The following is a 23,919-nucleotide window of genomic DNA, read 5'->3' on the forward strand; positions in this document are numbered from 1 at the left end:
AGGGCGGTCACACGGTCGCTGCCGGTGCCTCGTTCGAGTCGGCTGCCGGGTAGGAGGGCGGGTGGACTCCTGCCATTTCTTCGAGGACGCGGACGACCTGGCAGCTGTAGCCGAATTCGTTGTCGTACCAGACGTAGAGGACGAGGTAGGTGCCGTCGGCGATGGTTGCGAGGCCGTCGACGATGCCTGCGCGGCGTGAGCCGACGAAGTCGGTGGAGACCACTTCGGGGCTGTCGATGTAGTCGACCTGCTTGCGCATCCCCGAGTGCAGGGACATCTCGCGCAGGTAGGTGTTGACCTCGTCCTTGGTGGTTTCCTTCTGCAGGGTGAGGTTGAGGATGGCGATCGAGACGTCCGGGGTGGGGACACGGATGGAGCTGCCGGTGAGCCTGCCGGTGAGTTCGGGCAGGGCCTTTGCGACCGCGGTGGCCGCACCGGTTTCGGTGAGGACCATGTTCAGGGCCGCCGAGCGGCCCCGGCGGTCACCCTTGTGGAAGTTGTCGATGAGGTTCTGGTCATTGGTGAAGGAGTGGACGGTCTCCACGTGCCCGTGGATCACGCCGTACCGGTCGTTGATGGCCTTGAGGACCGGGGTGATGGCGTTGGTGGTGCAGGACGCCGCGGTGATGATCCGATCGTCGTCGTCGATGGTGGCGTGGTTGATGCCGTGGACGATGTTCTTCAGCGTCCCCTTGCCGGGCGCGGTCAGGAGGACCTTCGCGACGCCGGTGCTGTTCAGGTGCTGGGAGAGGCCTTCTTCGTCGCGCCAGCGGCCGGTGTTGTCGACGACGATGGCGTCGGAGATGCCGTAGGCGGTGTAATCGATCGAGGAGGGATCATCGGAGTAGATGACCTGGATGTGGACGCCGTTGGCGGTGATGGTGTCCGTTGCCTCGTCGACCTGGATGGTGCCCTCGAAGGAGCCATGGACGGAGTCGCGGCGCAGGAGGCTGGCGCGTTTGGTGAGGTCGTTGTCGGAGCCGCGGCGCACGACGACGGCGCGCAGGCGCAGGCCGTGGCCCCCGCCGGATTTTTCGAGGAGCAGTCGGGCGACGAGCCGGCCGATGCGACCGAACCCGTAGAGGACGACGTCGGTGGTGGTCCGTTCGTCGCGTCCGCCCTGGCCGATGATGTCGGCGAGTTCGGCGCGGACGAAGTCCTCGAGCGAGGGGCCGTCATCGGCGTGGCCGTGGTCCGTTGTCGTGCGGGCCCGGTCGTAGGCGAGGCGGAGCCGTCCGAGGTCAATGGCCGCGGCCCCGAGGTCGAGGTTCGCGAGGATCTCGAGCAGGGGAGCGGTGTCCTCGACGCGGAGTTCTTCGGTGGTGATGCGGCGGGCGAAGCGGTGAGCCTTGAGGATGTTCATCGTCGACTTGTTGATGAGGCTGCGCCCATGGATGCTCGTCACCACATTGTTCCTGCGGTACAGGCGTCCGATGAGCGGGATCATGGCCTCGGCCAGTGCCTCGCGCTCTAGCCAGGTGTCGCGGTTCTCGGTCCAGTGCTGCATTGCCTGCGTCCCTTTCAGCACCGGCGATACCGGTGCGGACTCATTCAGCCCGATTGCGACGCAGGGATAGCGCCAGTCACCGTCGGCTGGTCGTGTCCCTTCATTACATCGTCTCGGGCGGCGTGGCACCAATCGGCGTGGAATACGGAGCCGCCGGGGCAGGTTGCACCGGAAAAGGCCACGGCCTCACCAACGTCTGAAGGAGTACCGCATGAGCGAGTCCACCACCGTCGAGAAAGCCGATTTCTGGTTCGACCCCCTGTGCCCGTTCGCCTGGATCACATCGCGCTGGATGGGCGAGGTCGAGCAGGTCCGGGACATCTCGGTCGACTGGCATGTCATGAGCCTGTCCGTCCTCAACGAGGGCCGTGACCTGCCCGAGGAGTACAAGGCCATGATGCTCCAGGCCTGGGGTCCGGTTCGTGTCATCATCGCGGCCCGCGAGCTCCACGGCGACGAGTTCGTCAAGAAGCTCTACGATGCGATGGGAACCCGCATCCACATCGGACAGGTTAAGGACTTCGACGTCGTCATCCGCGAGTCGCTGGACGAGGTGGGCCTGCCCGCCGACCTGGCGAAGTACGCCCACACCGACGAGTACGACGAGCAGCTGCGCGCATCCCACCAGGACGGGATCGACCGCGTGGGCGATGAGGTGGGCACACCGGTCGTGGCGTTCAACGGAACCGCGTTCTTCGGCCCGGTCCTCACGAAGATCCCGCGCGGCGAGGCGGCCGGCCGTATCTTCGACGGCGCGGTCCTTATGGCGGAGTTCCCGGAGTTCTTCGAACTGAAGCGCTCCCGGACGGAGAGCCCGAAGTTCGACTAGGGGCCAGCGAACGCAGAACGGACCCGCCGATCGGCGGGTCCGTTCTGCGTTCGACGGAACCTACTCCGCGGGCTGGGGCACCAGCTCGACGTCGGACACCACGAGTGCGCCATCACCCTCGGCGAGCCGGAGGTCCTTCGCGTTGCCGGCGGCGAGCAGGTCGGCGAGACCGGCCCGGATGCGCTCGACCTGTGCGGCCGGGGCAGTCACGACGGCAGTCTCGACCTCGGTGCGCTGCTTGACCTTGGCCTCCGATTTGGCCTTGCGGATACCCCCGAGGGCAAGCGCTACCGACGTCAGGACACCGGCGTCGGCCGACGTGGGGAGCGCGGTGAGTGCGTCGGCCGAGGGCCAGGCCGCCTGGTGGACGGAGCCCTCGCGCCACCAGCTCCAGACCTCCTCGGTCGCGAAGGGCAGGAACGGCGCGAAGAGGCGCAGGAGCGCGTCCAGGGTCGTCGCCAGGGCGGTCTGCACCGACCGTGTCCCGGCGTCGTCCGAGTCGCCGTAGGCGCGGTCCTTGACCAGTTCCACGTAGTCGTCCGTGAATGTCCAGAAAAAAGACTCCGTGAGTTGCAGTGCGCGCGCGTAGTCGTATTTCTCGAAGGCAGCCGTTGCCTGCTCCGTGACCGTCCGCAGTTGCGCCAGGAGGGACAGGTCCAGGGCGTTGGAGATGCGATCGAGCGAGCCCGCACCGATCGACGCCTCCGTCACGCCCAGGTTCAGGACGAATTTGGACGCGTTGAGCAGCTTGATCGCGAGGCGGCGGCCGATCTTCATCTGGTTGATCTCGTAGGCCGTGTCCGCGCCCAGCTTCGCCGATGCCGCCCAGTAGCGCACGGCGTCCGCGCCGAACTGCTCGAGGACGTCGGTGGGCACCACGACGTTGCCCTTGGACTTCGACATCTTCTTGCGGTCCGGGTCGAGGATCCACCCCGAGAGAGCTGCGTGCTTCCACGGTACGGAGTCCTGCAGGGCGTCCGCGCGGACAGCGGTCGAGAAGAGCCAGGTCCGGATGATGTCGTGTCCCTGCGGCCGCAGGTCGAACGGGAACACCTTGGCGAACAGGTCCTCGTCCCGCGTCCAGCCGCCGACGATCTGCGGTGTCAGGGACGACGTGGCCCAGGTGTCCAGGACGTCGTCGTCGCCGGTGAAGCCGTTGGGCTGGTCGCGCGCGGACTCCTCGAAGCCGGGCGCGGCCTCCGCGGCGGGGTCCACGGGCAGCGCTGCGAAGGCTGGGAGGATGGGCTCGTCGTACTCGGGCTCGCCGTCGGCATCCAGCCGGTACCAGACCGGAACGGGGACACCGAAGAAGCGCTGGCGTGACACGAGCCAGTCACCGTTGAGTCCTTCGATCCAGTTCTCGTAGCGCGAGCGCATGAAGGCCGGGTGGAATTCGATGTTCCGTCCGCGCTCGATCAGGGCGTCCCGCTTGCCGGCGTCGCGCCCTCCGTTGCGGATGTACCACTGGCGGCTGGTCACGACCTCGAGGGGCTTGTCGCCCTTCTCGTAGAAGTTCACCGGGTGCGTGATCTTCGTCGGCTCACCGTCGAGGTCGCCGCTGTCGCGGAGCAGGGCGACGGCTGCCTCCTTGGCGCTGAAGATCGTCTTGCCGGCCAGCTGCGCGTAATTGTCGCGGGCGCGCTCGGTGGCGATCCACTCGGGCGTCTCGGATCGGATGCGTCCGTCACGCCCGACGACGGCGCGCGTGGGCAGTTGGAGCTCGCGCCACCAGGTGACGTCGGTCGGGTCGCCGAAGGTACAGATCATGGCGATACCGCTGCCCTTGTCGGGCTTGGCGAGGGGATGTGCCTTGATCTCGACCTCGACGTCGAACAGGGGTGAGGTGACCGTGGTGCCGAAGAGCGGCTGGTAGCGCTCGTCGTCGGGGTGGGCCACCAGTGCGACACAGGCGGGCAGGAGCTCGGGGCGTGTCGTCTCGATGTGGACCTGCCGCCCGTCGGGCGCATGGAACGCGATGCGGTGGTAGGCGCCGGGCTGCTCCCGGTCCTCCACTTCCGCCTGGGCGACCGCGGTGCGGAACGTGACGTCCCACAGGGTCGGCGCCTCGGCGAGATAGGCGTCGCCTGCGGTGAGGTTCTCGAGGAAGGCACGCTGTGACACGGCGCGGGAGGTGTCGTCGATGGTCCGGTACGTCAGGTTCCAGTCGACCGAGAGCCCGAGCGTGCTGAAGAGGTCCTCGAAGACCTTCTCGTCCTCGACCGCGAGTTCCTCGCACAGCTCGATGAAGTTCCGGCGCGAGACGGCGTCGAAGTCGCGCTGGTTCTTCGCCGGCTCGGCGGGCGGACGGTAGGAAGCGTCATAGGGCACCGACGGGTCGCAGCGGACACCGTAGTAGTTCTGCACCCGGCGCTCTGTGGGCAGGCCGTTGTCGTCCCAGCCCATCGGGTAGAAGACGTTGGCGCCGCTCATCCGCTTAAAGCGCGCCATGACGTCGGTCTGCGTGTACGAGAACATGTGCCCCACGTGCAGCGATCCCGACGCCGTCGGCGGGGGAGTGTCGATCGAGTAGACCGCCTCGCGGGTGGTGTCCCGATCGAAGGCATAGGTCCCGTCCTCGCGCCATCGGCGGGACAGCCTTTCTTCGAGGCCCTCGAGCGCGGGCTTGTCGGGAACGGAAACGGACTGGGGTGAGGGCGTGTCTGTGCCCTGGGTCGTATCGGCCATTCCCCCATTGTTCCCTACGGCCGAGTGCCCCGATTCCACGGATACGGTCCTACCCACCTGCCGCCAGGCGGCCGCCGAGCCGTTCGCGCATCGAGCTGGAGGCCTCGTTGAGGCCGACGACGTCGACGCGGGTGCCGAAGGACCGGTACTTCTCCTCGATGGCGTCCAGTGCGGCGATGGTGGAGGCGTCCCACAGGTGCGACCCGTGCAGGTCGATGGTCACCCGATGGGGGTCCGTCGTGTACTCGAACTGGGTGTAGAGATCGTTCGAGGACGCGAAGAACAGCTCGCCGTTCACCGCGTAGGTGACATGAGGGGCGCCGTCGTGCGTGTCCTCGGTGCGCTCCACGGTGACGAAGTGCGCGACGCGGCGCGCGAAAGCGACCATGGCGACAAGGACACCCACCCCGACGCCGATCGCGAGGTTGTGCGTCCAGACCGTGACGATCACGGTGGCCAGCATGACCGTCGTCTCGCTCTTGGGCATGCGCTTCAGTGTGGACGGCTGGATGCTGTGCCAGTCGAAGGTCGCGATCGACACGAAGATCATCACCGCGACGAGGGCCGCCATGGGGATCAGGGCGACGACGTCCCCGAGCGCGACGACGAGGATGAGCAGGAAGATCCCGGCGAGGAACGTCGAGATGCGGGTGCGGGCGCCGGAGGCTTTCACGTTGATCATGGTCTGGCCGATCATCGCGCAGCCGCCCATGCCGCCGAAGAAGCCCGTGATGATGTTCGCGGCACCCTGGCCCCAGGACTCGCGCGTCTTGTCCGAGCGGGTATCGGTGATGTCGTCGACGAGCTTCGCCGTCATCAGGGATTCGAGGAGTCCGACGGCGGCCAGCGCCAGGGCGAACGGCGCGATGATCTGCAGTGTCTCCAGGGTCAGCGGCACGTTCGGGAAAAAGAGCGAGGGCAGGCTCTCGGGCAGGTCGCCCTTGTCCCCGACCGTGGGTACGAGCACGTTCGCGAGGACGGCGAAGACCGTCAGGACGACGATGGCGACCAGCGGCGCGGGCACGACGCGTGTGAGGCGGGGGAGCCCGAAGACGATGAGGAGTCCGACGGCGACCATGGGATAAACGAGGAACGGAACGCCGATGAGTTCGGGGACCTGCGACATGAAGATGAGGATGGCGAGGGCGTTGACGAAGCCGACCATGACGGACCGGGGGATGAAGCGCATGAGCCGGGCGACGCCGACGAGTCCGAGGATGACCTGGAAGGTCCCGCCGAGGATGACGGCGGCGATGAAGTAGTCGACGCCGTGGCTCGCGACCAGGGGAGCGATCACCAGCGCTACCGCCCCGGTCGCGGCGGAGATCATCGCCGGTCGGCCACCGAGGAAGGCGATGGTTACCGCCATGGTGAAGGACGCGAACAGGCCGAGGCGCGGGTCTACGCCTGCGATGATCGAGAAGGCGATGGCTTCCGGGATCAGGGCCAGGGCGACGACGAGCCCCGCAAGGACCTCGGTCTTCAGGAGTCGGGGGCTCTTCAGGGTATGAAGGACCGACTGACGCTCCATCGGTGTCAGGACGCGCTGGTCGGTGCTTGCCGGGGTGGGCGTCATGCGAGGTCCTTCGGTGGAATCGGGCGGGGACGCGCGCGCGAGGGAACGGGATGCCGGGGTGGCGATCTGCCGAGGGGCGGGGCGAGGGTCGGTCGATGCGGTCGTGCCTACCAACCCTAACGACCGACGCCGTCGAGCCGGAAACCCTTGGTCGGGAGGTCACAGGACCCCACAAGCCCTGACGGGAACACTCGACAGGGCAGGTCTGGGCATCGCTACAGTTGCCCCATGACCCACATCACCCCCGCGCTCCTCGGCGCCCCTGCCGACCCCGCCCCCTCTGCCCTGCGCGCCGTCGTCACCGGGGCGAGTTCCGGTATCGGGGCGGCAACCGTACGTGTTCTACGCCGAAGCGGGTGGGAGGTCATCGCAGCCGCCCGTCGCCTCGACCGCCTCACGGCGCTCGCCGAGGAGACGGGAGCCACCCCGCTGGCCCTCGACGTCACCGACCAGGCATCCGTCGATGCCTTCACAGCCGAGGTCACGGCGTCCGGCCCGATCCACGCCCTCGTCAACAACGCGGGAGGCGCCTTCGGAGCGGACCGGGTGGCGGGGGCGGTCACCGAGGACTGGGAATGGATGTACGACGTCAATGTCCTCGGCTCGATGCGCATGACGCGCGCTCTCCTGCCGGCTCTGCGTGAGGCCGGCCAGGGGAGTGTGCTGTTCCTGACCTCGACGGCGGCAATGGCGGCTTATGAGGGCGGCGCCGGGTACTGCGGGGTGAAGGCGGCCCAGCAGTCCATGGCTCGCGCGCTGCGCCTCGAGGAGGCCGAGAACAACATCCGGGTCATCGAGGTGTCGCCGGGCATGGTGCACACGGAGGAATTCTCGCTCAACCGGCTGGGTGGGGACCAGCGCGCTGCGGACAAGGTCTACGAGGGCGTCGCCCACCCGTTGACGGCGGACGACGTCGCAGGTGCGGTGGCGTTCACGCTCAACGCGCCGCACCACATGAATATCGATCAGCTCGTCCTGCGTCCCCTCGCGCAGGCTGCGAATCACAAGGTCCTCCGGGGCTGATGTGCCCCCGCCGGGACGACACCACAGGGCTCGCCGCCCGATCGCCGGTGGTCCGGACGACCGATGGTCTCCGCACCGAGACCGGCGCGGAGACCCGCGTCGCAGGGGAGAGGCGCTCCTCCTCGTCAGTCCGACCGCCGGCCGGGGTCGGGCACGGCGGCTCGGACCGCGCACCGCAGCAGCGCTGAGGCGCGAAGGTTTCGAGCTCTCCGTCGTTCTCACGGGGAGCCTGCGCGAGGCTACGGAACAGGCGCGAGCGGCTGCGCCGGGGAGCGTCGTCGCAGCCCTGGGCGGTGGTGGATTCCTCGGCGCCGTCGCCGCCGGTGTCCAGGAGTCAGGCGCCATCCTCCTGCCCCTGGCCGGCGGCCGCGGGAACGACACCGTGCGACGCCTCGGACTGCCGCTGGACCCCGTGCGGGCCGTCCGTGCCCTCGCGCGCTATGCCAGCGCCGACATCGATCTCGGCCACGTCAACGGTCGCCCCTTTCTGGGTGTTGCGCACGTCGGGTTCGATGCGCTCGCGAACGAGTACGGCAATGCGGCGCGTCTGCGTCTCGGTCCGTTCGTCTATCTCTACGGCGGGCTGAGAGCTTTGTGGGCCTGGCGGAGCGTGACCTTCACCCTGTCCGTCGACGGACAGGAGCGGATCTTCCCCGGCTGGTTCATCGCCGTGGGGAACACCGGACAGTACGGCGGTGGACTGCGGATCTGCCCTGGGGCGACGGTCGACGACGGCTTCCTCGACGTGGTGTCGCTGGGCCGCTCGTCGATCCTGACCGTCGCTGCCACCTTCCTCCGTTCGTACCGGGGCCGGCACATCGGCACGCCGGGTGTCGCGACCGCCCGCGGAACGAGCGTCACGATCACGGCGGACAAGCCCCTCAACGTCTACGCCGACGGTGAGCTCGTAGGCTCGCTCCCGGCCGCCGTGACAGTGATGCCCCGGGCGCTGAAGGTGCTGATGCCGGCAGGCTCACCGTCCCTCGGCCACCCGCACCCGATCTCGGGTCTCTGACCCGGGGAACGCGTGCCGCCGCCGAACTGTTTCGGCGGTGGAGCCGGGCAGCCGGCAGCGCCCGTGAAGGAGGAGCGCTCGCACCGGGGCCAGGCCCGGGGTCAGGCCCGGAGGGACACCCCAAGTGTCACGGAATAGTTGTCCATCGTGCCCGGCAGGGGGCGGGCCGGGTCGAGCCTCGGGCCCTCCTGCACCTCGAAGTCATGCCCGCTGACCAGCGAGGCGAGGGCTGTGCTCGTCAGGAGCAGGACGAGCTGCTTCCCGGGACACACCACCGGGCCGTCGCTGAAGGGCACCAGCGGCCAGCCGTCGTCCTCGTCGGTGAGCCACCGCTCCGGGGAGAAGTTGTGGGCACTGCGGAGGTGACGGTCGTCCCGGTGGAAGTAGGGCGTGTAGACGAGCACGCCGCACCCCGCCGGCATCAGGCCCCGAGCCCACTGCACAGGCTGCGTCGTCTGCCGCAGGATCATCGGAGTGGTAGGCCAGAGCCGCAGCACCTCGAGGACACACGCGCGCAGGTACGGGAGGTGCCGGCGGCCCGACGTATCGCCGTCGATCTCGCGCCGCGCTGCCGCCATGGCCTCCGGATGAGTCACGAGAACGGCCAGGGCACGGAAGGCCGCCATGCCGGTATTGTCCAGGGCGAAGAGCCACTGGGGTACCTGATCCGCGGGTTCGGCGCCGTCGCCCTTCGGAGCGGCCGCGAGGACGGCGGCAAGGCTCCCCGGTTCGGCGCGGGCGAGTTCGCCCCTGATGCGTTCGTTCAGGCGCGCGCGGGTGCGTTTTCTCACCGGCTTGAGGAACGCCCAGTTCCCGTCCTTCCGCAACCTGTCCAGCATCATGGTGAGCCCGGTATCGTCTGCGGCGTGGTCCCCGAAGACCACGCGGCGCATCACGCGGTGCCAGGCGTCCGCGAAGTCGTCCCAGGGCAGGGAGCCGGCGCGGACGGCGTCGACGAGGAGCTCCTGGATCTCGTCCTCCACCACCGGCACGAATGCGTCCGCGAGACGGTGCACGGGGTGATCGGTGTCCAGGACCTGTTCGTGCAGGACACGGCGCACCGTCCGCACCGGACCCTGCGAGATCAGGACGTTGGAGGGCTGGAAGTGCGACAGTGCGGCCTTCTTCTCGCTGCTGGCAGGGGAGAAGGGATCCGGCGACTGCGCAAGGACGGTCTCCACGTCCTCGGGCGCCAGCACCACGGCCTGCTTCCGGATCGGCAGCTTCAGCATCAGCGGTCCGTCAGGGTACTTGCCGTGCACCTTCCGCATGATGGCGACTGCCTTCGAGTCCAGTTCGAGGCGGGCGGCCAGCCCGACGGCCCGAGGGCGCTTGATGACCGGCCCCTCCGCGAGCGTGGGAAGGAGGACCCCCAGCAGCAACCGTGCGGTGTCCAGAGCTGACGCGGTAGGGAGGGCCTGAGCGGGCATGCGGTGTCCATCCTGTTGCGGTCGGGTATCCGAACCAGCCTGCCAACACCGGGCTGTCACCACAACGGGATTCATCCGCAACCGAACCCCTTGCCATGGTGCAGGCGCGCTTTCGACAACGAATTCAGGGCCGGGCTAGACTTGGGGGAACAGCATCGACCCGGCTATCACCGGTGAGCTTCCGGAAGAAAGGCCAGCCCCACGGGCGGCCCGTAGAACCGGACGGGGTGGCCCGTCACAGCCCGAACGAGCGGCGGCCCCGCTCGCTGTACCCGCCAGGAGCGGCACGGCGGACGACGGCGGCAAGTGAGGTGGTACCGCGGGTCCAGGACCCCCGCGGCCGGTCAGGCAACCGGCGGTGGGCGGAACGGGAACCCGTCCTCACAGCAGGATTCCTGCTCCACCCGACGCCGCCGTACACAGGATGAAAACCATGCCGCAGATCTACCCGAAAGCAGTGTCACCCGACGCCCGGGGCGCTTCTCCCGGAACCAGCGCGTCCCCACGCTTCCCCGAACTCGAAGAGCGCGTCCTGCGTTACTGGCAGGAGGACGGGACCTTCCAGGCATCGATCGATGCCCGTGATGCCGGTGTGGACGGCTCGAACGAGTTCGTGTTCTACGACGGCCCGCCGTTCGCCAACGGGCTGCCGCACTACGGGCACCTCCTCACCGGATACGCCAAGGACCTCGTGGGCCGGTACCAGACCCAGCGCGGCCACCGCGTGGAGCGGCGCTTCGGGTGGGACACCCATGGGCTGCCGGCCGAACTCGAGGCGATGAAGCAGCTCGGGATGACCGACAAGCAGCAGATCGTGGCAATGGGGATCGACAAGTTCAACGACGCCTCCCGCGCCTCCGTCATGAAGTATGCGGGGGAGTGGCGCGACTACGTGACCCGGCAGGCACGCTGGGTCGACTTCGACAACGACTACAAGACGCTCAACCCGGAGTACATGGAGTCCGTCCTCTGGGCCTTCAAGACCCTGCACGAGAAGGGGCTCACCTACAACGGCTACCGTGTGCTGCCGTACTGCTGGAACGACGAGACGCCGCTGTCCAACCACGAGCTCCGCATGGACGAGGACATCTACCAGGACCGCCAGGACCAGACCGTCACCGTGACCTTCCCGATCCTCGCCGGGGAGTCCGTCCTGTCGCAGGACCTCGCGGGCGTGCAGGCGCTCGCCTGGACCACGACCCCCTGGACCCTGCCCACGAACGCGGCGCTCGCCGTCGGGCCGGACATCACCTACGCGGTCGTCGACGCCGAGCGCGACGGCGACGCAGGACGATACCTGATCGCCGAGGACCTCCTCGGCAACTACGCCAAGGACCTGGGCTTCGCCGACGCGGCCGCCGCACACGCCGCCGTCTCGTCGCGACACCTCGGCACGGAACTCGAGGGACTCACCTACGAACCGCTGTGGGACTACCTCGCCGATCCGGACGAGGGCGGATACCGCAACGCCTTCCGCATCCTCGTGGCGGACTACGTCACCACGACGGATGGCACGGGGCTCGTCCACCAGGCGCCCGCCTACGGCGAGGAGGACCAGAAGATCTGCGAGGAAGCCGGCATCCAGGTGATCCTCTCGGTCGACGAGGGCGCGAAGTTCCTGCCGATCTTCAGGGAAGGGCCGCTGGCCGAGATCGTCGGGCTGCAGGTCTTCGAAGCGAACAGGCACATCACGCGTGTCCTGAGGACGGCGGACCGCCTCGTCCGCCAGGCCAGCTACGTCCACAGCTACCCGCACTGCTGGCGCTGCCGCAACCCGCTGATCTACCGCGCCGTGTCGTCGTGGTACGTCGAGGTCACGAAGATCCGTGATCGCATGGTGGAGCTGAACCAGGACATCACCTGGATCCCCGGCAACGTGAAGGACGGACAGTTCGGCACCTGGCTCTCCAACGCACGCGACTGGTCCATCAGCCGCAACCGTTTCTGGGGCAGCCCCATCCCGGTGTGGCAGTCGGACGATCCCGAATACCCACGCACGGACGTGTACGGCTCCCTCGCGGAGCTGCAGGCGGACTTCGGCCGGCTCCCGCTGAACAAGCAGGGCGAGGTGGACCTCCACCGCCCCTTCATCGACGAGCTGACCCGTCCCAATCCCGATGATCCATCGGGGCAGTCCACCATGCGCCGCGTCGAGGACGTGCTCGACGTCTGGTTCGATTCCGGGTCCATGCCGTACGGCCAGGTGCACTACCCGTTCGAGAACGAGCAGTGGTTCAACACCCACAACCCGGCCGACTTCATCGTGGAGTACATCGGTCAGACCCGTGGCTGGTTCTACATGCTGCACATCCTGTCGACGGCACTCTTCGACCGCCCTGCCTTCCGCAACGTGATCAGTCACGGCATTGTCCTCGGGTCCGACGGCCAGAAGATGTCGAAGAGCCTCCGCAACTACCCCGATGTCTCCGAGGTCTTCGACCGCGACGGCTCCGACGCCATGCGCTGGTTCCTCATGGCCTCCCCGATCCTTCGCGGCGGCAACCTCGTGGTCACCGAGCAGGGCATCCGCGAGGGCGTCCGCCAGGTGATCCTCCCGCTGTGGAACGTCTGGCATTTCTTCAGCCTCTATACCAATGCGGCCGATGGCGGCGACGGCTACGAGGCGAAGACCGTGACGCCGGTGGCCGCAGCGCAGCTGAAGGAGCCGATCGACCGCTACATCCTGGCGAACACCGGCAACCTCGTCCGCGACCTCACCGCAGCGCTCGACGCGTTCACCATCAGCGACGCGTGCGAGTCCCTGCGTCGCTACCTGGACACGCTGACCAACTGGTACGTCCGCCGCAGCCGCCAGCGCTTCTTCGACGAGGACACGGACGCCTTCGACGTGCTCTACACCTGCCTGGAAGCAGTCTGCCGGGCCGCGGCTCCACTGCTTCCCCTGGTGACCGAGGAGATCTGGCGCGGGCTCACCGGAGGGCGCTCGGTGCACCTCACCGACTGGCCCGACACCGCATCGTTCCCCGCCGCCCCGGAGCTGGTGGAGCAGATGGACCGCACCCGCCAGGTGTGCTCGGTCGGTTCCAGCCTGCGGAAGGCAGCGAACCTCCGGGTGCGCCTGCCGCTCCGCGAGCTGACCGTCGTCGCGCCCGGAGCTGCCCAGCTCTCCGGCCAGTACCAGTCGATCATCGCGGACGAACTCAACCTCAAGGGCGTGCGCCTGGTCGATTCGGCGGATGCCGAACCGGCCGAGTTCGGGATCTCGCAGCGCCTCGTCGTTCAGGCCCGAGCGGCGGGACCGCGCCTCGGAAAGAACGTGCAGACCGTCATCAAGGCGGCGAAGTCGGGGGACTGGTCCGTGTCCGACGACGGAGTCGTGACTGCCGGCGGCCTCGCCCTCGAGCCGCACGAGTACACGCTCGATACCATCGTGGAAGGGAACGATGCCGCGTCGAAGGCCGTCACGGTCCTGCCGGGCGGCGGATTCCTCGTCCTCGACACGGAGGTCACGGAGGAGCTGGCGGCGGAGGGGACGGCGCGCGACGCGATACGGGCCGTCCAGCAGGCACGCCGCGACGCGGACCTCGACATCAGCGACCGCATCACCACCACGATCGGCGTTGCGCCCGACAGGGTGGAGGCCCTCGAGGCCAATGCGGCCCTGATCAGGGCCGAGACCCTGACGGTGGAGCTCCGCATCACCGCGGACGAGGCAGCAGGCAACGAATTCAGCATCACCGTCGGGAAGCAGGAGCAGCACCATGGATGATATGGACGACACCGGGACAGATTCCACGGGTATCAGTGCAGGGCTCGACAGGTTCTCGGTCGAGAGCGTCTACGCTGAACTCCTCGGCCGCGCGCCGGAGAACAGGATGGAACCGCGGATGGCCCCGCTGTACAGGGCCATGGAGATCCTGGGCGAGCCCAACAGGGCCTTCCCGATCATCCACATCACCGGGACCAATGGCAAGACCACGACGGCGCGCATAATCGAGAGCATCCTGCTGGCGCACGACCTGCGCACAGGCCGTTACACGAGCCCGCACCTGTCCCGCGTTACGGAGCGCATCAGCATCGACGGCGAGCCCGTCAGCGATGGGACGTTCGTCCGGGTCTGGGACGAGATCAAGCCCTACCTCGACATCATCGACGGCGAACTCCTCGTGGCCGGCGAGCCCCGCCTGACCTACTTCGAGTGCGTCACGATCCTCGCGTTCGCCATCTTCGCCGACGAGCCCATCGACGTCGGCGTCATCGAGGTGGGCCTGGGCGGGATCACGGACGCCACCAACGTCGGGGACGGGCAGGTCGCGGTGGTCACTCCGATCTCCCTCGACCATACGGACCTGCTGGGCGACACCGTCGAGGACATCGCCCTGGAGAAGGCCGGCATCATCAAGCCCGGCGCATTCCTCGTGAGCGCCATCCAGCCGCACGACGCCGCCCAGGTTCTCCTCGAGCGGGCCCGGGAGGTCGGCGCGGAATTCCGCTTCGAGGGCGTCGAGTTCGGGGTCGAGTCCAGGACGGTCGCGGTCGGCGGCCAGGTGGTGTCCCTCACCGGACTCGCCGGCCGCTACGGCGAGCTCCTGGTACCCCTGCACGGCGAGCACCAGGCGGAGAACGCCGCCCTGGCCGTCGCAGCGGTCGAGGCCTTTCTCGGCGGCGGTGAGCGTGAGCTGGACACCGTCCTGGTGCGCAACGGCCTGCGCGCCGTCACGTCACCCGGACGCCTGGAGGTGGTGCGCACCGCCCCGAGCATCATCGTCGACGCCGCGCACAACCCGGCAGGCGCCCGCGCCGCGGCCAAGGGCATCAACGAGGCCTTCGATTTCTCCCGCCTCGTGCTCGTCATCGGCATCCTCGAGGACAAGGACGCCGCGGGGATGCTCGCCGAACTGCACGAGGAACTGGGCGGCATCCTGGAGGACGTCTGCCTCACGCAGTCGACCTCGCCCCGGTCCGTGCCGGCGGCAGACCTCCTCCAGGCCGCCCTCTCGGCCGGTTTCGCCGAGGAGAACATCAACATCGCACCCTCCCTCGATGACGCACTGGAATGGGCCGTCATGAAGGTCGAGGAGAATAATGACCTGGCAGGGGGCATCCTCGTGACCGGCTCGATCACGGTGGTCGGAGAAGCCCGCACGCTCCTCGGAAAGTAGGCGAAGCATGGCACGCATGACGAAGGCGCAGCGTGAATGGCGGCCCGGCATGCCCAGGAAGCGCCGGTCCACGAAGATCCTGTTCGCCTCGACGGTCCTGCTGCTCGAGGCATTCGTGGTGTTCTTCGCGACGCTCGCGGTCTTCGGCCTGCGACGCGACGAGATCTCCCCCGGGCTCATCCTCACGTCGGGACTGATCCTCAGCGCGGTCCTCATCCTGACCTGTGCGGTGCTCACGAAACCCTGGGGCGTCGGCGTCGGCTGGTTCCTGCAGCTCGTTCTCATCGCGGGCGGATTCCTCGAGCCCACCATGTTCGTCGTCGGCCTCGCCTTCGCCCTGATCTGGCTGTACGGCATACGGCAGGGAACGCGTGTGGACCGCGAGAACGTGGAGCGCGACCGGGTGCAGGCCGCCTGGGAGAAGGCGAACCCCGAGTAGGCCCGCCGGCTTGAGTAGAGTCGATACCGAAACCAGCTGTTCCCATCGCGCGCCGTTCCACGGCAGCGCCCATCTGCCCAGGAGATCCCATGAGCGTTGAACGCACCCTCGTCCTCGTCAAGCCCGACGGCGTGACCCGCGGCCTGACCGGCTCCATCCTGTCCCGTATCGAGGCGAAGGGTTACACCATTGCCGAGCTCAAGCAGGTGCACGCCACCCGCGAACTCCTCGAGGAGCACTATGCGGAGCACGTCGGCAAGCCGTTCTTCGAACCACTCGTGGAGTTCATGCTGAGCGGACCGATCGTGGCGGCCGTCTTCGAGGGCCAGCGCGTCATCGAGGGTTTCCGGTCCCTCGCCGGGACGACCGAGCCGACGACGGCCGCGCCCGGGACCATCCGCGGTGACTTCGGCCGCGACTGGGGTGCGAAGGTGCAGCAGAACCTCGTCCACGGATCCGATTCCGCGGAATCCGCGGTACGTGAGATCGGCATCTGGTTCGCCTGACCCCACCGAACGTCAACAGTTGCCCCGGTCATGTGCCCGGGGCAACTGTGTTGGTAGGTTAGGTCCATGATGACCTACCGCAGACTGGGTTCCTCGGGACTCAGCGTTTCCACCGTCGGGCTCGGCTGCAACAACCTGGGCAGGGCCGGCACGACCTCCCGATCCCAAGAGGGCACCGACGCCGTCGTCCATGCAGCGATCGATGCCGGCATCACGCTGTTCGACGTCGCCGATATGTACGGGGTCGAGCCGGGGGTCAGTGAGGTGCAGCTCGGGAAGGCGCTCGGCAGCAGGCGCGAGGACGTCGTACTCGCCACCAAGTTCGGCCTCGACATGGGCGGGGTGAACGGCCCGGACTGGAATGCGCGCGGCTCCCGGCGTTACATCATCCGCGCTGTCGAGGCCTCGCTCCGTCGCCTCGGGACGGAGTGGATCGACCTGTACCAGTACCACGCTCCGGATGCCCTGACGCCTGTGGAGGAGACCCTCGCGGCCCTCGACGACCTCGTGACGAGCGGCAAGGTGCGCTACCTCGGCCACTCCAACTTCGCGGGCTGGCAGATTGCCGAGGCCGAGTTCACGGCACGCAGCGGCGGCTACACGCCGTTCATCTCCGCGCAGAATCCCTACAACCTGCTGGACCGTCGCCTGGAACGAGAGGTCGTTCCCGCCGTCGAGGCCTACGGGCTCGGGGTCCTCCCGTACTTCCCGCTGGCGAACGGCCTGCTGACGGGCAAGTACCGGCGCGACGAGGTCCCCGCGGGGAGCCGGCTCACCCACTCCCGGAGGAACGTGCTGGAGACCGTGGACTGGGACCAGCTCGAGGCCTTCTCCGCGTTCGCGGCCGAGCGCGAGGTCACCGAGGTGCAGGTGGCCTTCTCCTGGCTGGCCGCCCAGCCCTCGGTCGGGTCCGTCATCGCCGGCGCCACCTCGCCCGAGCAGGTTCGCCAGAACGCGGCAGCCGTCGCGTGGACGCCATCGGACGACGACCTCGCGGAACTCGATCGGATCTTCCCCCGCCCGGCGGCCTGAGCCGTCCGTTCCCTCCGCGACAAAGGCCCCTGCCCGAATGGCAGGGGCCTTTCCAATGTCCCGTCAGGCCTGGTGGAAGGTCTTCCCGAGAACGCGCTCCGACGCCCCGACCCGGTCGAGGTAGGGCGTGATGCCCCCCAGGTGCATCGGCCATCCCGCGCCCATGATCATGCAGAGATCGATGTCCTCGGGAGCGGCGACGACGCCCTCGGACAGCATGCGCCCGATCTCGTCCGCCAGCGCGTCCTGCGTGCGGCGCAGGACGTCCTCCGCCGACGACGGCGTGCTCCCGCGCTCGATCAGCGCCAGGGTCTGCTCGGGGACGATCTCGGTCCCGTCCTCCTGCCTCTCCCACAGCCCCTTGACTCCGGCCTCGATGAGCTTCTGCTGGTTCGAGGAGACGTGGAACCGGTCGCCGAAGGCCGCGTGCAGCGATTCCTGCACGTGCTGCCCGACGGGCAGCCCCACGAGTGCGAGGAGCCTGAACGGCGTCATCGGCAGTCCCAGGGGCCGCAGCGCGCTGTCGGCGGTCTCCGCGTCCGTACCCTCGTCGAACACCGCCGTGATCTCGCCGAACATGCGCCCGAGGATGCGATTCACCACGAAGGCAGGGGCATCCTGCACCAGCACCGCGTTCTTCTTCAGTCCCTTGGCGAGGACGAACGCCGTCGCCAGCACGGACTCGTCGGTCTTCGGTGCCCGGACGACCTCGAGCAGCGGCATCGCCGCCACCGGGTTGAAGAAGTGGAAGCCCACCACGCGCTCGGGGTGCTGCAGGTCGGCTGCCATCTCGGCGACGGACAGCGAGGAGGTGTTGGTCGCAAGGATGCACTCGGGGGAGACGACGGCCTCCACCTCCTTGAACACCTGCTTCTTGACGGACATCTCCTCGAAGACCGCCTCGATGACGAAGTCCGCATCAGAGAAGACCTCCTTCGAGACGGAGCCGGATACGAGCGCCTTGGTGCGGTTCGCCGCGTCCTGCGAGAGGCGCTTCCTGCCGAGCATCTTGTCGATCTCGGCGTGGACGTACCCCACGCCCTTGTCCACGCGGGCCTGGTCGATGTCGGTGAGGACCACAGGCACCTTGAGCTGCCGGGCGAAGAGCAGGGCGAGCTGGCTCGCCATCAGCCCGGCGCCCACGACGCCGACCTTCGTCACCGGGCGGGCCAGCTTCCGGTCCGGGGCTCCTGCCGGGCGCTTCCCGCGCTTCTGCACGAGGTCGAGGAAGGCGTAGACCGTGGCGTGGAACTCGGGTGTCTGCATGAGGTCGGCAAGCGCCGCGCACTCGGCCGCCGCCGATTCCTTCTGCGACAGGGTCCGTCCGGCCTCGAGCAGGTCGAGGACGCGCGACGGCGCCGGGGCCGCATTGCTGGTCTTCGCCTCGACGAACGCGCGTCCCGCGGCGACAGCTCCGGCCCAGGCGGCGTCGTCGTACTGGGCGAGCCTGGCACGTCGCTGCGCAACCGCCTCCGCTGCCTCGCCACCCGTGAGGACCCGTGCTGCCCACACCAGCGACTGTTCGAGATAGTCGGCGGGCTCGAACAGGGCGTCGGCGATACCGAGCTCGTACGCCGCGCTGCCATCGAGGCTGCGGTTGTTGCTGAGCGGGTTCTCGATCATGACCTTGACGGCGTTCGCAGGCCCGATCAGGCGCGGCAGACGGTACACGCCGCCCCAGCCCGGGACGAGCCCGATGAAGGCTTCCGGCAGCCCGATGCCGTTGGCACCCGAGGACACCGTCCGGTAGTTGGCCGCGAGAGCCACTTCGAGTCCGCCACCGAGCGCGACTCCGTTGATGAACGCGAAACTCGGCACGCCCATGTCGGACAGCAGGTCATAGGCTTCATGGCCGAGCTCCGCCATAAGCCTGCCGAGGTGCTCCGACCTCACGCTCTTGACGGTGCTCAGATCGGCTCCCGCCACCAGGAAGTAGGGCTTGCCCGTGACGGCGACGGCGCTGATCTCGCCCCGTGCGGCGCGTTCCTTCAGTCCCTCGAGCGTGCGGCCGAACTCGATGAGGGTGTTCGGCCCCAGCGTCGTCGGCTTCGTGGAGTCCAGGTCGTTGTCCAGCGTGATGAGCGCAAGGACGCCGGCCTCCTCGGGAAGGGCGATGTCCTGGACGTAGGAGTGGGTGACCACCTCGGTGGGGACGAGCCCGACCAGTTCGTCGTAGCGTTCGAAGCTCATGCTGCATCCTGTCCGTAGTGCTCGTGGTGGGGGTTCTCCCAGATGACGGTGGCACCCATGCCGAGACCGATGCACATGGTGGTCATGCCGTAGCGCACCGAGGGGTCCTCTTCGAACTGGCGTGCGAGCTGGTTCATGAGGCGGACGCCGGAGGACGCGAGCGGGTGCCCGACGGCGATGGCTCCGCCGTAGCGGTTGACGCGCGGATCCTCGTCGTCGATGCCGAAGTGGTCGAGGAAACTCAGGACCTGGACGGCGAAGGCCTCGTTGATCTCGAAGAGGCCGATGTCGGCGATGTCGAGGCCCGCCTGGCGCAGGGCCTTCTCGGTCGCGGGAACCGGACCTATCCCCATCACCTCGGGCTCGACGCCGGCGAAGGCGTACGCCACCAGGCGCATGCGGACGGGAAGCCCGAGTTCCGCAGCTGCGTCCGCGGAGGCGAGCAGGGCCGCCGTCGCTCCGTCATTCAGGCCGGCGGCGTTGCCTGCCGTCACCCGCCCGTGCGCGCGGAACGGCGTCCGCAGGGTGGCGAGATCGTCCACGGTCGTGCCGGGACGGGGAGGCTCGTCGACGGTGTTGAGGGTCCAGCCGGAGCCGGGCTTCCTGCCGGCCACGGGGACGAGGTCGGGCTGGATCTGCCCGGCCTCGTACGCCTGGGCGAGCTTCTGCTGGCTGCGGACCGCGTAGGCATCCGTGCGGTCCCTCGTGATGGCCGGGAAGCGGTCGTGGAGGTTCTCGGCGGTATTGCCCATGTTGAGTGCTGCCGGGTCGACGATCCGCTCGGAGACGAAGCGCGGATTCGGGTCTGCGCCGACTCCCATCGGGTGGTTGCCCATGTGCTCGACGCCGCCCGCGATGACGACGTCGTAGGCGCCGAAGGCGATGCCGGAGGCCGTCGTGGTCACGGCGGTCATGGCGCCCGCGCACATGCGGTCGATCGCGAATCCCGGCACCGTCCGGGGCAGACCCGCAAGGAGTGCCGCGGTCCGACCGATCGTCAGCCCCTGGTCGCCGGTTTGGGTGGTGGCCGCGATCGCGACTTCGTCGATGCGCTCGGCCGGCAGGGACGGGTTCCTGCGCATGAGGTCGCGGATGCATTTCACCACGAGATCGTCGGCACGCATTCCCGCATAGATGCCCTTGTCGCCTGCCCTGCCGAAGGGGGTACGGACTCCATCGACGAAGACGACGTCGCGGACGGCGCGTGATGCACTCCGCGGGGACGTGGTCCCGATGTGTAGGCTCACCTGTTGCTCCTCTTTGAGATGTTGATCCGCCACTATGTTACTGATGGGTAACATAGCGTGCAAGCAGCCAGGAGGGTCCTCGGGATCAGTCGGTGGTCGTCACCCGGATGGACGGTGGGACCGGCTGCGCCGCGGCGTGCTGGTCCGCCTGCGCTTCGGTCTGCCGGTCGGCCTGCTGGCCCCTGGCCGGCAGGGGATCAGGATCGAGGAAGGCTACCGTGATGATCGCCGCGACCTGCTCGACCTGCCAGGGCCGGGCGCCCAGTTCGATCAGGGCTGCCGACACGGATTCGAGGGAGAGCACTGCCGGCGGGCGCCAGGCGATACGCCGCAAATAGTCCGGCGTCAGCAGGTTCTCCAGCGGCATCCCGAGCGCATCCGCGCGGGCGGCCACGCGCGGGCGCGCCGTCTGCAGGCGAGCAGCGGCCTCCGGGTCCTTCTCGGGCCAGATCCGCGGCGGCGGAGGGGCGTTCGTGGAGATGTGCAGCGGGGGGAGGTCGGTGAGCTTCCGCGCATCGCTGATGCACTTCAGCCAGCGTGGTGCCTCCTTCTGGGCTGCGCGCCCATGGAAGCCCTTGGTACCCAGGAGCTGAGGCACCGTAGCAGGCATCGCCTTGGCGGCCGCGATGATCGCCGAATCCGGGATGAGGCGGCCTGGCGCGACATCCCGGCGCTGCGCGAGGTCCTCACGCTCGAGCCACATCTGCCGTACGGCGGCGAGCTGCCGACGGTCGCGCAACTGGTGCAGCCCCGAGGTGCGGCGCCACGGATCCACGCGCGGTTCAGCCGGTGGGGTCTGCCGGATGTGTTCGAACTCCTCCTCGGCGATGGCGAGCTTACCGTCACGTTCGAGGAGATCGACGAGCTTGGCGCGCAGCTCGGATAGGACCTCGACGTCGAGCGCGGCATAGCGGAGCCACGGCTCGGGCAGCGGGCGCTTGGACCAGTCCGCGGCCGAGTGCTCCTTGGCGAGGCTGAAGCCGAGCTGGGATTCGATCACGGCGGCGAGCCCGACGCGGGGAAGGCCGGCGAGGCGGGCCGCGAGCTCGGTGTCGAAGAGCCGGTCGGGCCACATCGCGAGTTCCGAGAGGCAGGGGAGGTCCTGGCTGGCGGCATGCAGGATCCATTCGACGCCGTCGAGCGCGTCGTCGATGATGCGGAGGTCGTCGAAGGGCTCGGGGTCGATGAGCCACGTTCCCGCGCCTTCCCGACGGATCTGCACCAGGAAGGCACGCTGCCCGTAACGGAACCCGGATGCCCTCTCGGCGTCGACCCCCGCCGGTCCCGTTCCCGCCGCGAGTGCCGCTGCAGCCCGCTCGAGCCCTGCCTGGGTGTCGATCACGAGGGGGACGCCGCCGCGCGGCTCGGTCAGGAGGGGGAGTGGGATGGAGGCATCGGTATCGACGGTCTGATCGGACGCTTCGGCGCTGTCCGTCTGTTCGGAGGTGTGGGAACTCATGGTGATTTCAGTCTATCCCCGCAGCGGGCCGTGTTCTGAAGGGATCCATAGCTCCAGGGACGCTCAGGACCTGCGGTGTGGCAGGTGCGCGACGCCCTCGGGCAGGGGAGGCAGCCCGGCGAATGTACAGACCATCTCGGACCACGCCTCGAGGTGGCGCCGCACGTCGGAGGTCGCCGGCGTCCAGGAAGCCCTCAACTCGATGTCGATGGTGTCGGGGCGGTCCTCGAGGGTGCCGTAGCTCTCGGACAGGATCCGCGTGGCCGTACCGCCCGTGCTGTGATGGCGGGCGCCGTGATTCTCGAGCGCTTCCACGAGCCACGTCCACGCGACGGAACCGAGCAGGGCGTCATTGCCCATGTCGGGTTCGAGTTGCGCGCGGATGTACGTGACGATGCGGAAGCATCCGTTCCAGACCTCGGATCCCTCGGGATCGTAGAGGAGGATGAAGCGACCGGTGGCCAGTTCCTCGGGCTGGGGCGGGAGGACGAGGGCTCGCGCGGGCCCGTGGAGGGGCGGTGGCGGGACCGGGGTCGATGCGAAGATCTCCGCTCCGAGCGCAACTGCGAAGGGGGCGAGACGGGAGGGAGCAGGTATCTCCTCGAGCCTGATCTCACTGCGTCGGGCCGCCTTCCGGAGACCGGAGAGGGCGTCGAGGAATTCTCCAGGGAGCTGGGATATGCCGCCTAATGCACTCACACCCGCAGGCTATGCCCTGCAGGGGTGGGTTCGGCGGCGGCGCGCCGTGGCGCGGGGGGCTGGAAGCCCTCCCGGTCGACGGGCTGGTGTCAGGACGAGACCTCGCGGCTGATCGCGTCGATGAAGGCATCGACGTCCTCCTCGGTGGTGTCGAAGGAGCACATCCACCGGACCTCGCCCGTGGCCTGGTCCCAGTCGTAGAAGCGGAAGCTCTCCCGAATGCGGTCCGCCGCGCCCGGAGGCAGGAGGGCGAAGACAGCGTTGGCCGTCGTCTCCTGGGTCAGCGTCACGCCCTGGATACCGCGGACGCCATCGGTGAGCCGGGCCGCCATGGCGTTCGCGTGCGACGCCGAGCGGAGCCAGAGGTCACCCTCCAGCAGTGCGATCAGCTGTGCCGAGACGAAGCGCATCTTCGAGGCGAGCTGCATGTTGAGCTTGCGGAGGTACTCGAGCCCCGTGGATGCCTCCTGGTCGAGGACCACGATGCACTCGCCGAACATCAGCCCGTTCTTGGTGCCGCCGAAGGACAGGATGTCCACGCCGGCATCCCGGGTGAAGGCCCGCAACGGTTGTCCCAGGGCTGCGGCGGCGTTGGCCAGGCGGGCGCCGTCCATGTGGACGCGCATGCCGCGGGCGTGGCAGTGGTCCGCGATGGCCTTGATCTCCGCGACGGAGTACAGCGTGCCTAGCTCTGTCGTCTGGGTGATCGAGACGGCCAGGGGCTGTGCACGGTGCTGGTCGCCCCAGCCCCAGGCCTCCTGGTCGATCAGTTCGGGGGTGAGCTTGCCGTCCGGCGTGGGCACGGTCAGCAGCTTGATCCCGCCGACGCGCTCGGGCGCGGCGTTCTCGTCGACGTTGATGTGCGCGGTCCGCGGACAGATGACGGCGCCCCATCGCGGCAGGATCGACTGCAGGGACAGGACGTTCGCGCCGGTGCCGTTGAACACGGGGTAGATCGAGATGCCCTCACCGAAGTGGTGCTCCATCACCTCCTGCAGCCGTGCAGTGTACTGGTCCTCGCCGTAGGCGACCTGGTGTCCCTCGTTGGCGGCTGCGAGCGCCGTGAGCACTTCGGGATGCACGCCGGAGTAGTTGTCGGAGGCGAAGCTGCGCTGGGTGCGGTCGTGGAGGGAGGCGTCTGCGGCGGGGATCATCGTGT

17 protein-coding genes are annotated in these 23,919 nt (G+C 68.3%); 8 read left to right on the forward strand and 9 right to left on the reverse strand.

The genetic code is table 11. From position 1 onward, the window contains the following. Positions 1–7: 7 nt before the first annotated feature. Complete coding sequence (locus tag RCH21_RS02780; RefSeq protein ID WP_326963096.1) at positions 8–1,507, reverse strand: glyceraldehyde-3-phosphate dehydrogenase; 1,500 nt, start codon at positions 1,505–1,507, stop codon at positions 8–10. A gap of 211 nt (positions 1,508–1,718) precedes the next feature. Between RCH21_RS02780 and RCH21_RS02785 the strand changes: the two genes are divergently transcribed. Next, positions 1,719–2,336: a mycothiol-dependent nitroreductase Rv2466c family protein gene (locus tag RCH21_RS02785; protein ID WP_326963097.1), complete on the forward strand. Its 618-nt coding sequence runs from the start codon at positions 1,719–1,721 to the stop codon at positions 2,334–2,336. 60 nt (positions 2,337–2,396) lie between these two features. On the opposite strand, the gene valS is transcribed toward RCH21_RS02785, so the two are convergent. Beyond that, positions 2,397–5,021, reverse strand: a complete 2,625-nt coding sequence (valS, locus tag RCH21_RS02790) for a valine--tRNA ligase (RefSeq protein WP_326963098.1) — start codon at positions 5,019–5,021, stop codon at positions 2,397–2,399. Positions 5,022–5,070: 49 nt separating this feature from the next. Beyond that, positions 5,071–6,597 (reverse strand): SulP family inorganic anion transporter, encoded by a 1,527-nt coding sequence (locus tag RCH21_RS02795; RefSeq protein WP_326963099.1) that lies wholly within the window; start codon positions 6,595–6,597, stop codon positions 5,071–5,073. Between the two features lie 228 nt (positions 6,598–6,825). On the opposite strand from RCH21_RS02795, the gene RCH21_RS02800 reads away from it, so the two are divergent. Together RCH21_RS02800 and RCH21_RS02805 are read left to right on the forward strand one after the other, a co-directional pair. Then, entirely contained in the window at positions 6,826–7,620 is a 795-nt protein-coding gene (locus tag RCH21_RS02800; RefSeq protein ID WP_326963100.1) for an SDR family oxidoreductase, read from the forward strand. 1 nt (position 7,621) lies between these two features. Next, complete coding sequence (locus RCH21_RS02805) at positions 7,622–8,635, forward strand: diacylglycerol/lipid kinase family protein (RefSeq protein ID WP_326963101.1); 1,014 nt, start codon at positions 7,622–7,624, stop codon at positions 8,633–8,635. A 101-nt stretch (positions 8,636–8,736) separates the two neighbouring features. Here RCH21_RS02805 and RCH21_RS02810 read toward each other — a convergent pair whose 3' ends face one another. Next, complete coding sequence (locus tag RCH21_RS02810) at positions 8,737–10,065, reverse strand: cytochrome P450 (protein ID WP_326963102.1); 1,329 nt, start codon at positions 10,063–10,065, stop codon at positions 8,737–8,739. A gap of 433 nt (positions 10,066–10,498) precedes the next feature. Here RCH21_RS02810 and ileS point away from each other — a divergent pair, with 433 nt between their 5' ends. From ileS to RCH21_RS02835, 5 genes are all read left to right on the forward strand, one after another. Next, positions 10,499–13,795 carry an isoleucine--tRNA ligase gene (ileS, locus tag RCH21_RS02815; RefSeq protein WP_326963103.1) on the forward strand — a complete coding sequence of 1,099 codons (3,297 nt, stop codon included), beginning with the start codon at positions 10,499–10,501 and terminating at the stop codon, positions 13,793–13,795. After that, complete coding sequence (locus RCH21_RS02820; RefSeq protein WP_442784650.1) at positions 13,788–15,188, forward strand: bifunctional folylpolyglutamate synthase/dihydrofolate synthase; 1,401 nt, start codon at positions 13,788–13,790, stop codon at positions 15,186–15,188. The genes ileS and RCH21_RS02820 overlap by 8 nt, the downstream gene beginning before the upstream one ends. A gap of 7 nt (positions 15,189–15,195) precedes the next feature. Then, positions 15,196–15,627 (forward strand): DUF4233 domain-containing protein, encoded by a 432-nt coding sequence (locus tag RCH21_RS02825; protein WP_326963104.1) that lies wholly within the window; start codon positions 15,196–15,198, stop codon positions 15,625–15,627. A gap of 89 nt (positions 15,628–15,716) precedes the next feature. Further along, positions 15,717–16,133 (forward strand): nucleoside-diphosphate kinase, encoded by a 417-nt coding sequence (gene ndk, locus RCH21_RS02830; RefSeq protein ID WP_120147749.1) that lies wholly within the window; start codon positions 15,717–15,719, stop codon positions 16,131–16,133. Positions 16,134–16,199: 66 nt separating this feature from the next. Next, complete coding sequence (locus RCH21_RS02835) at positions 16,200–17,165, forward strand: aldo/keto reductase (RefSeq protein ID WP_326963105.1); 966 nt, start codon at positions 16,200–16,202, stop codon at positions 17,163–17,165. A gap of 63 nt (positions 17,166–17,228) precedes the next feature. On the opposite strand, the gene RCH21_RS02840 is transcribed toward RCH21_RS02835, so the two are convergent. The 5 genes from RCH21_RS02840 to RCH21_RS02860 all read right to left on the reverse strand — a co-directional run bounded on the left by RCH21_RS02840 (position 17,229) and on the right by RCH21_RS02860 (position 23,914). After that, the gene (locus RCH21_RS02840; protein ID WP_326963106.1) at positions 17,229–19,355 is read right to left on the reverse strand and encodes a 3-hydroxyacyl-CoA dehydrogenase NAD-binding domain-containing protein; all 2,127 of its coding nucleotides are present in this window, start codon (positions 19,353–19,355) and stop codon (positions 17,229–17,231) included. Next, positions 19,352–20,602, reverse strand: a complete 1,251-nt coding sequence (locus RCH21_RS02845; RefSeq protein ID WP_326963107.1) for a thiolase family protein — start codon at positions 20,600–20,602, stop codon at positions 19,352–19,354. The genes RCH21_RS02840 and RCH21_RS02845 overlap by 4 nt, the downstream gene beginning before the upstream one ends. Positions 20,603–20,687: 85 nt before the next feature. Then, positions 20,688–22,061, reverse strand: coding sequence for an HRDC domain-containing protein (locus RCH21_RS02850; protein ID WP_120147746.1), 1,374 nt, complete (start codon positions 22,059–22,061; stop codon positions 20,688–20,690). 63 nt (positions 22,062–22,124) lie between these two features. Continuing rightward, a complete protein-coding gene (locus tag RCH21_RS02855; protein WP_326963108.1) occupies positions 22,125–22,760 on the reverse strand; it encodes a DUF3000 domain-containing protein in 636 nt (211 codons plus the stop codon). Between the two features lie 89 nt (positions 22,761–22,849). Continuing rightward, positions 22,850–23,914, reverse strand: a complete 1,065-nt coding sequence (locus tag RCH21_RS02860; protein ID WP_326963231.1) for a threonine aldolase family protein — start codon at positions 23,912–23,914, stop codon at positions 22,850–22,852. Between the last annotated feature and the right edge of the window lie 5 nt (positions 23,915–23,919).

Origin of the sequence: Arthrobacter sp. PL16 (assembly GCF_035985055.1) — a bacterium.
Classification (GTDB): domain Bacteria; phylum Actinomycetota; class Actinomycetes; order Actinomycetales; family Micrococcaceae; genus Arthrobacter_D; species Arthrobacter_D cheniae.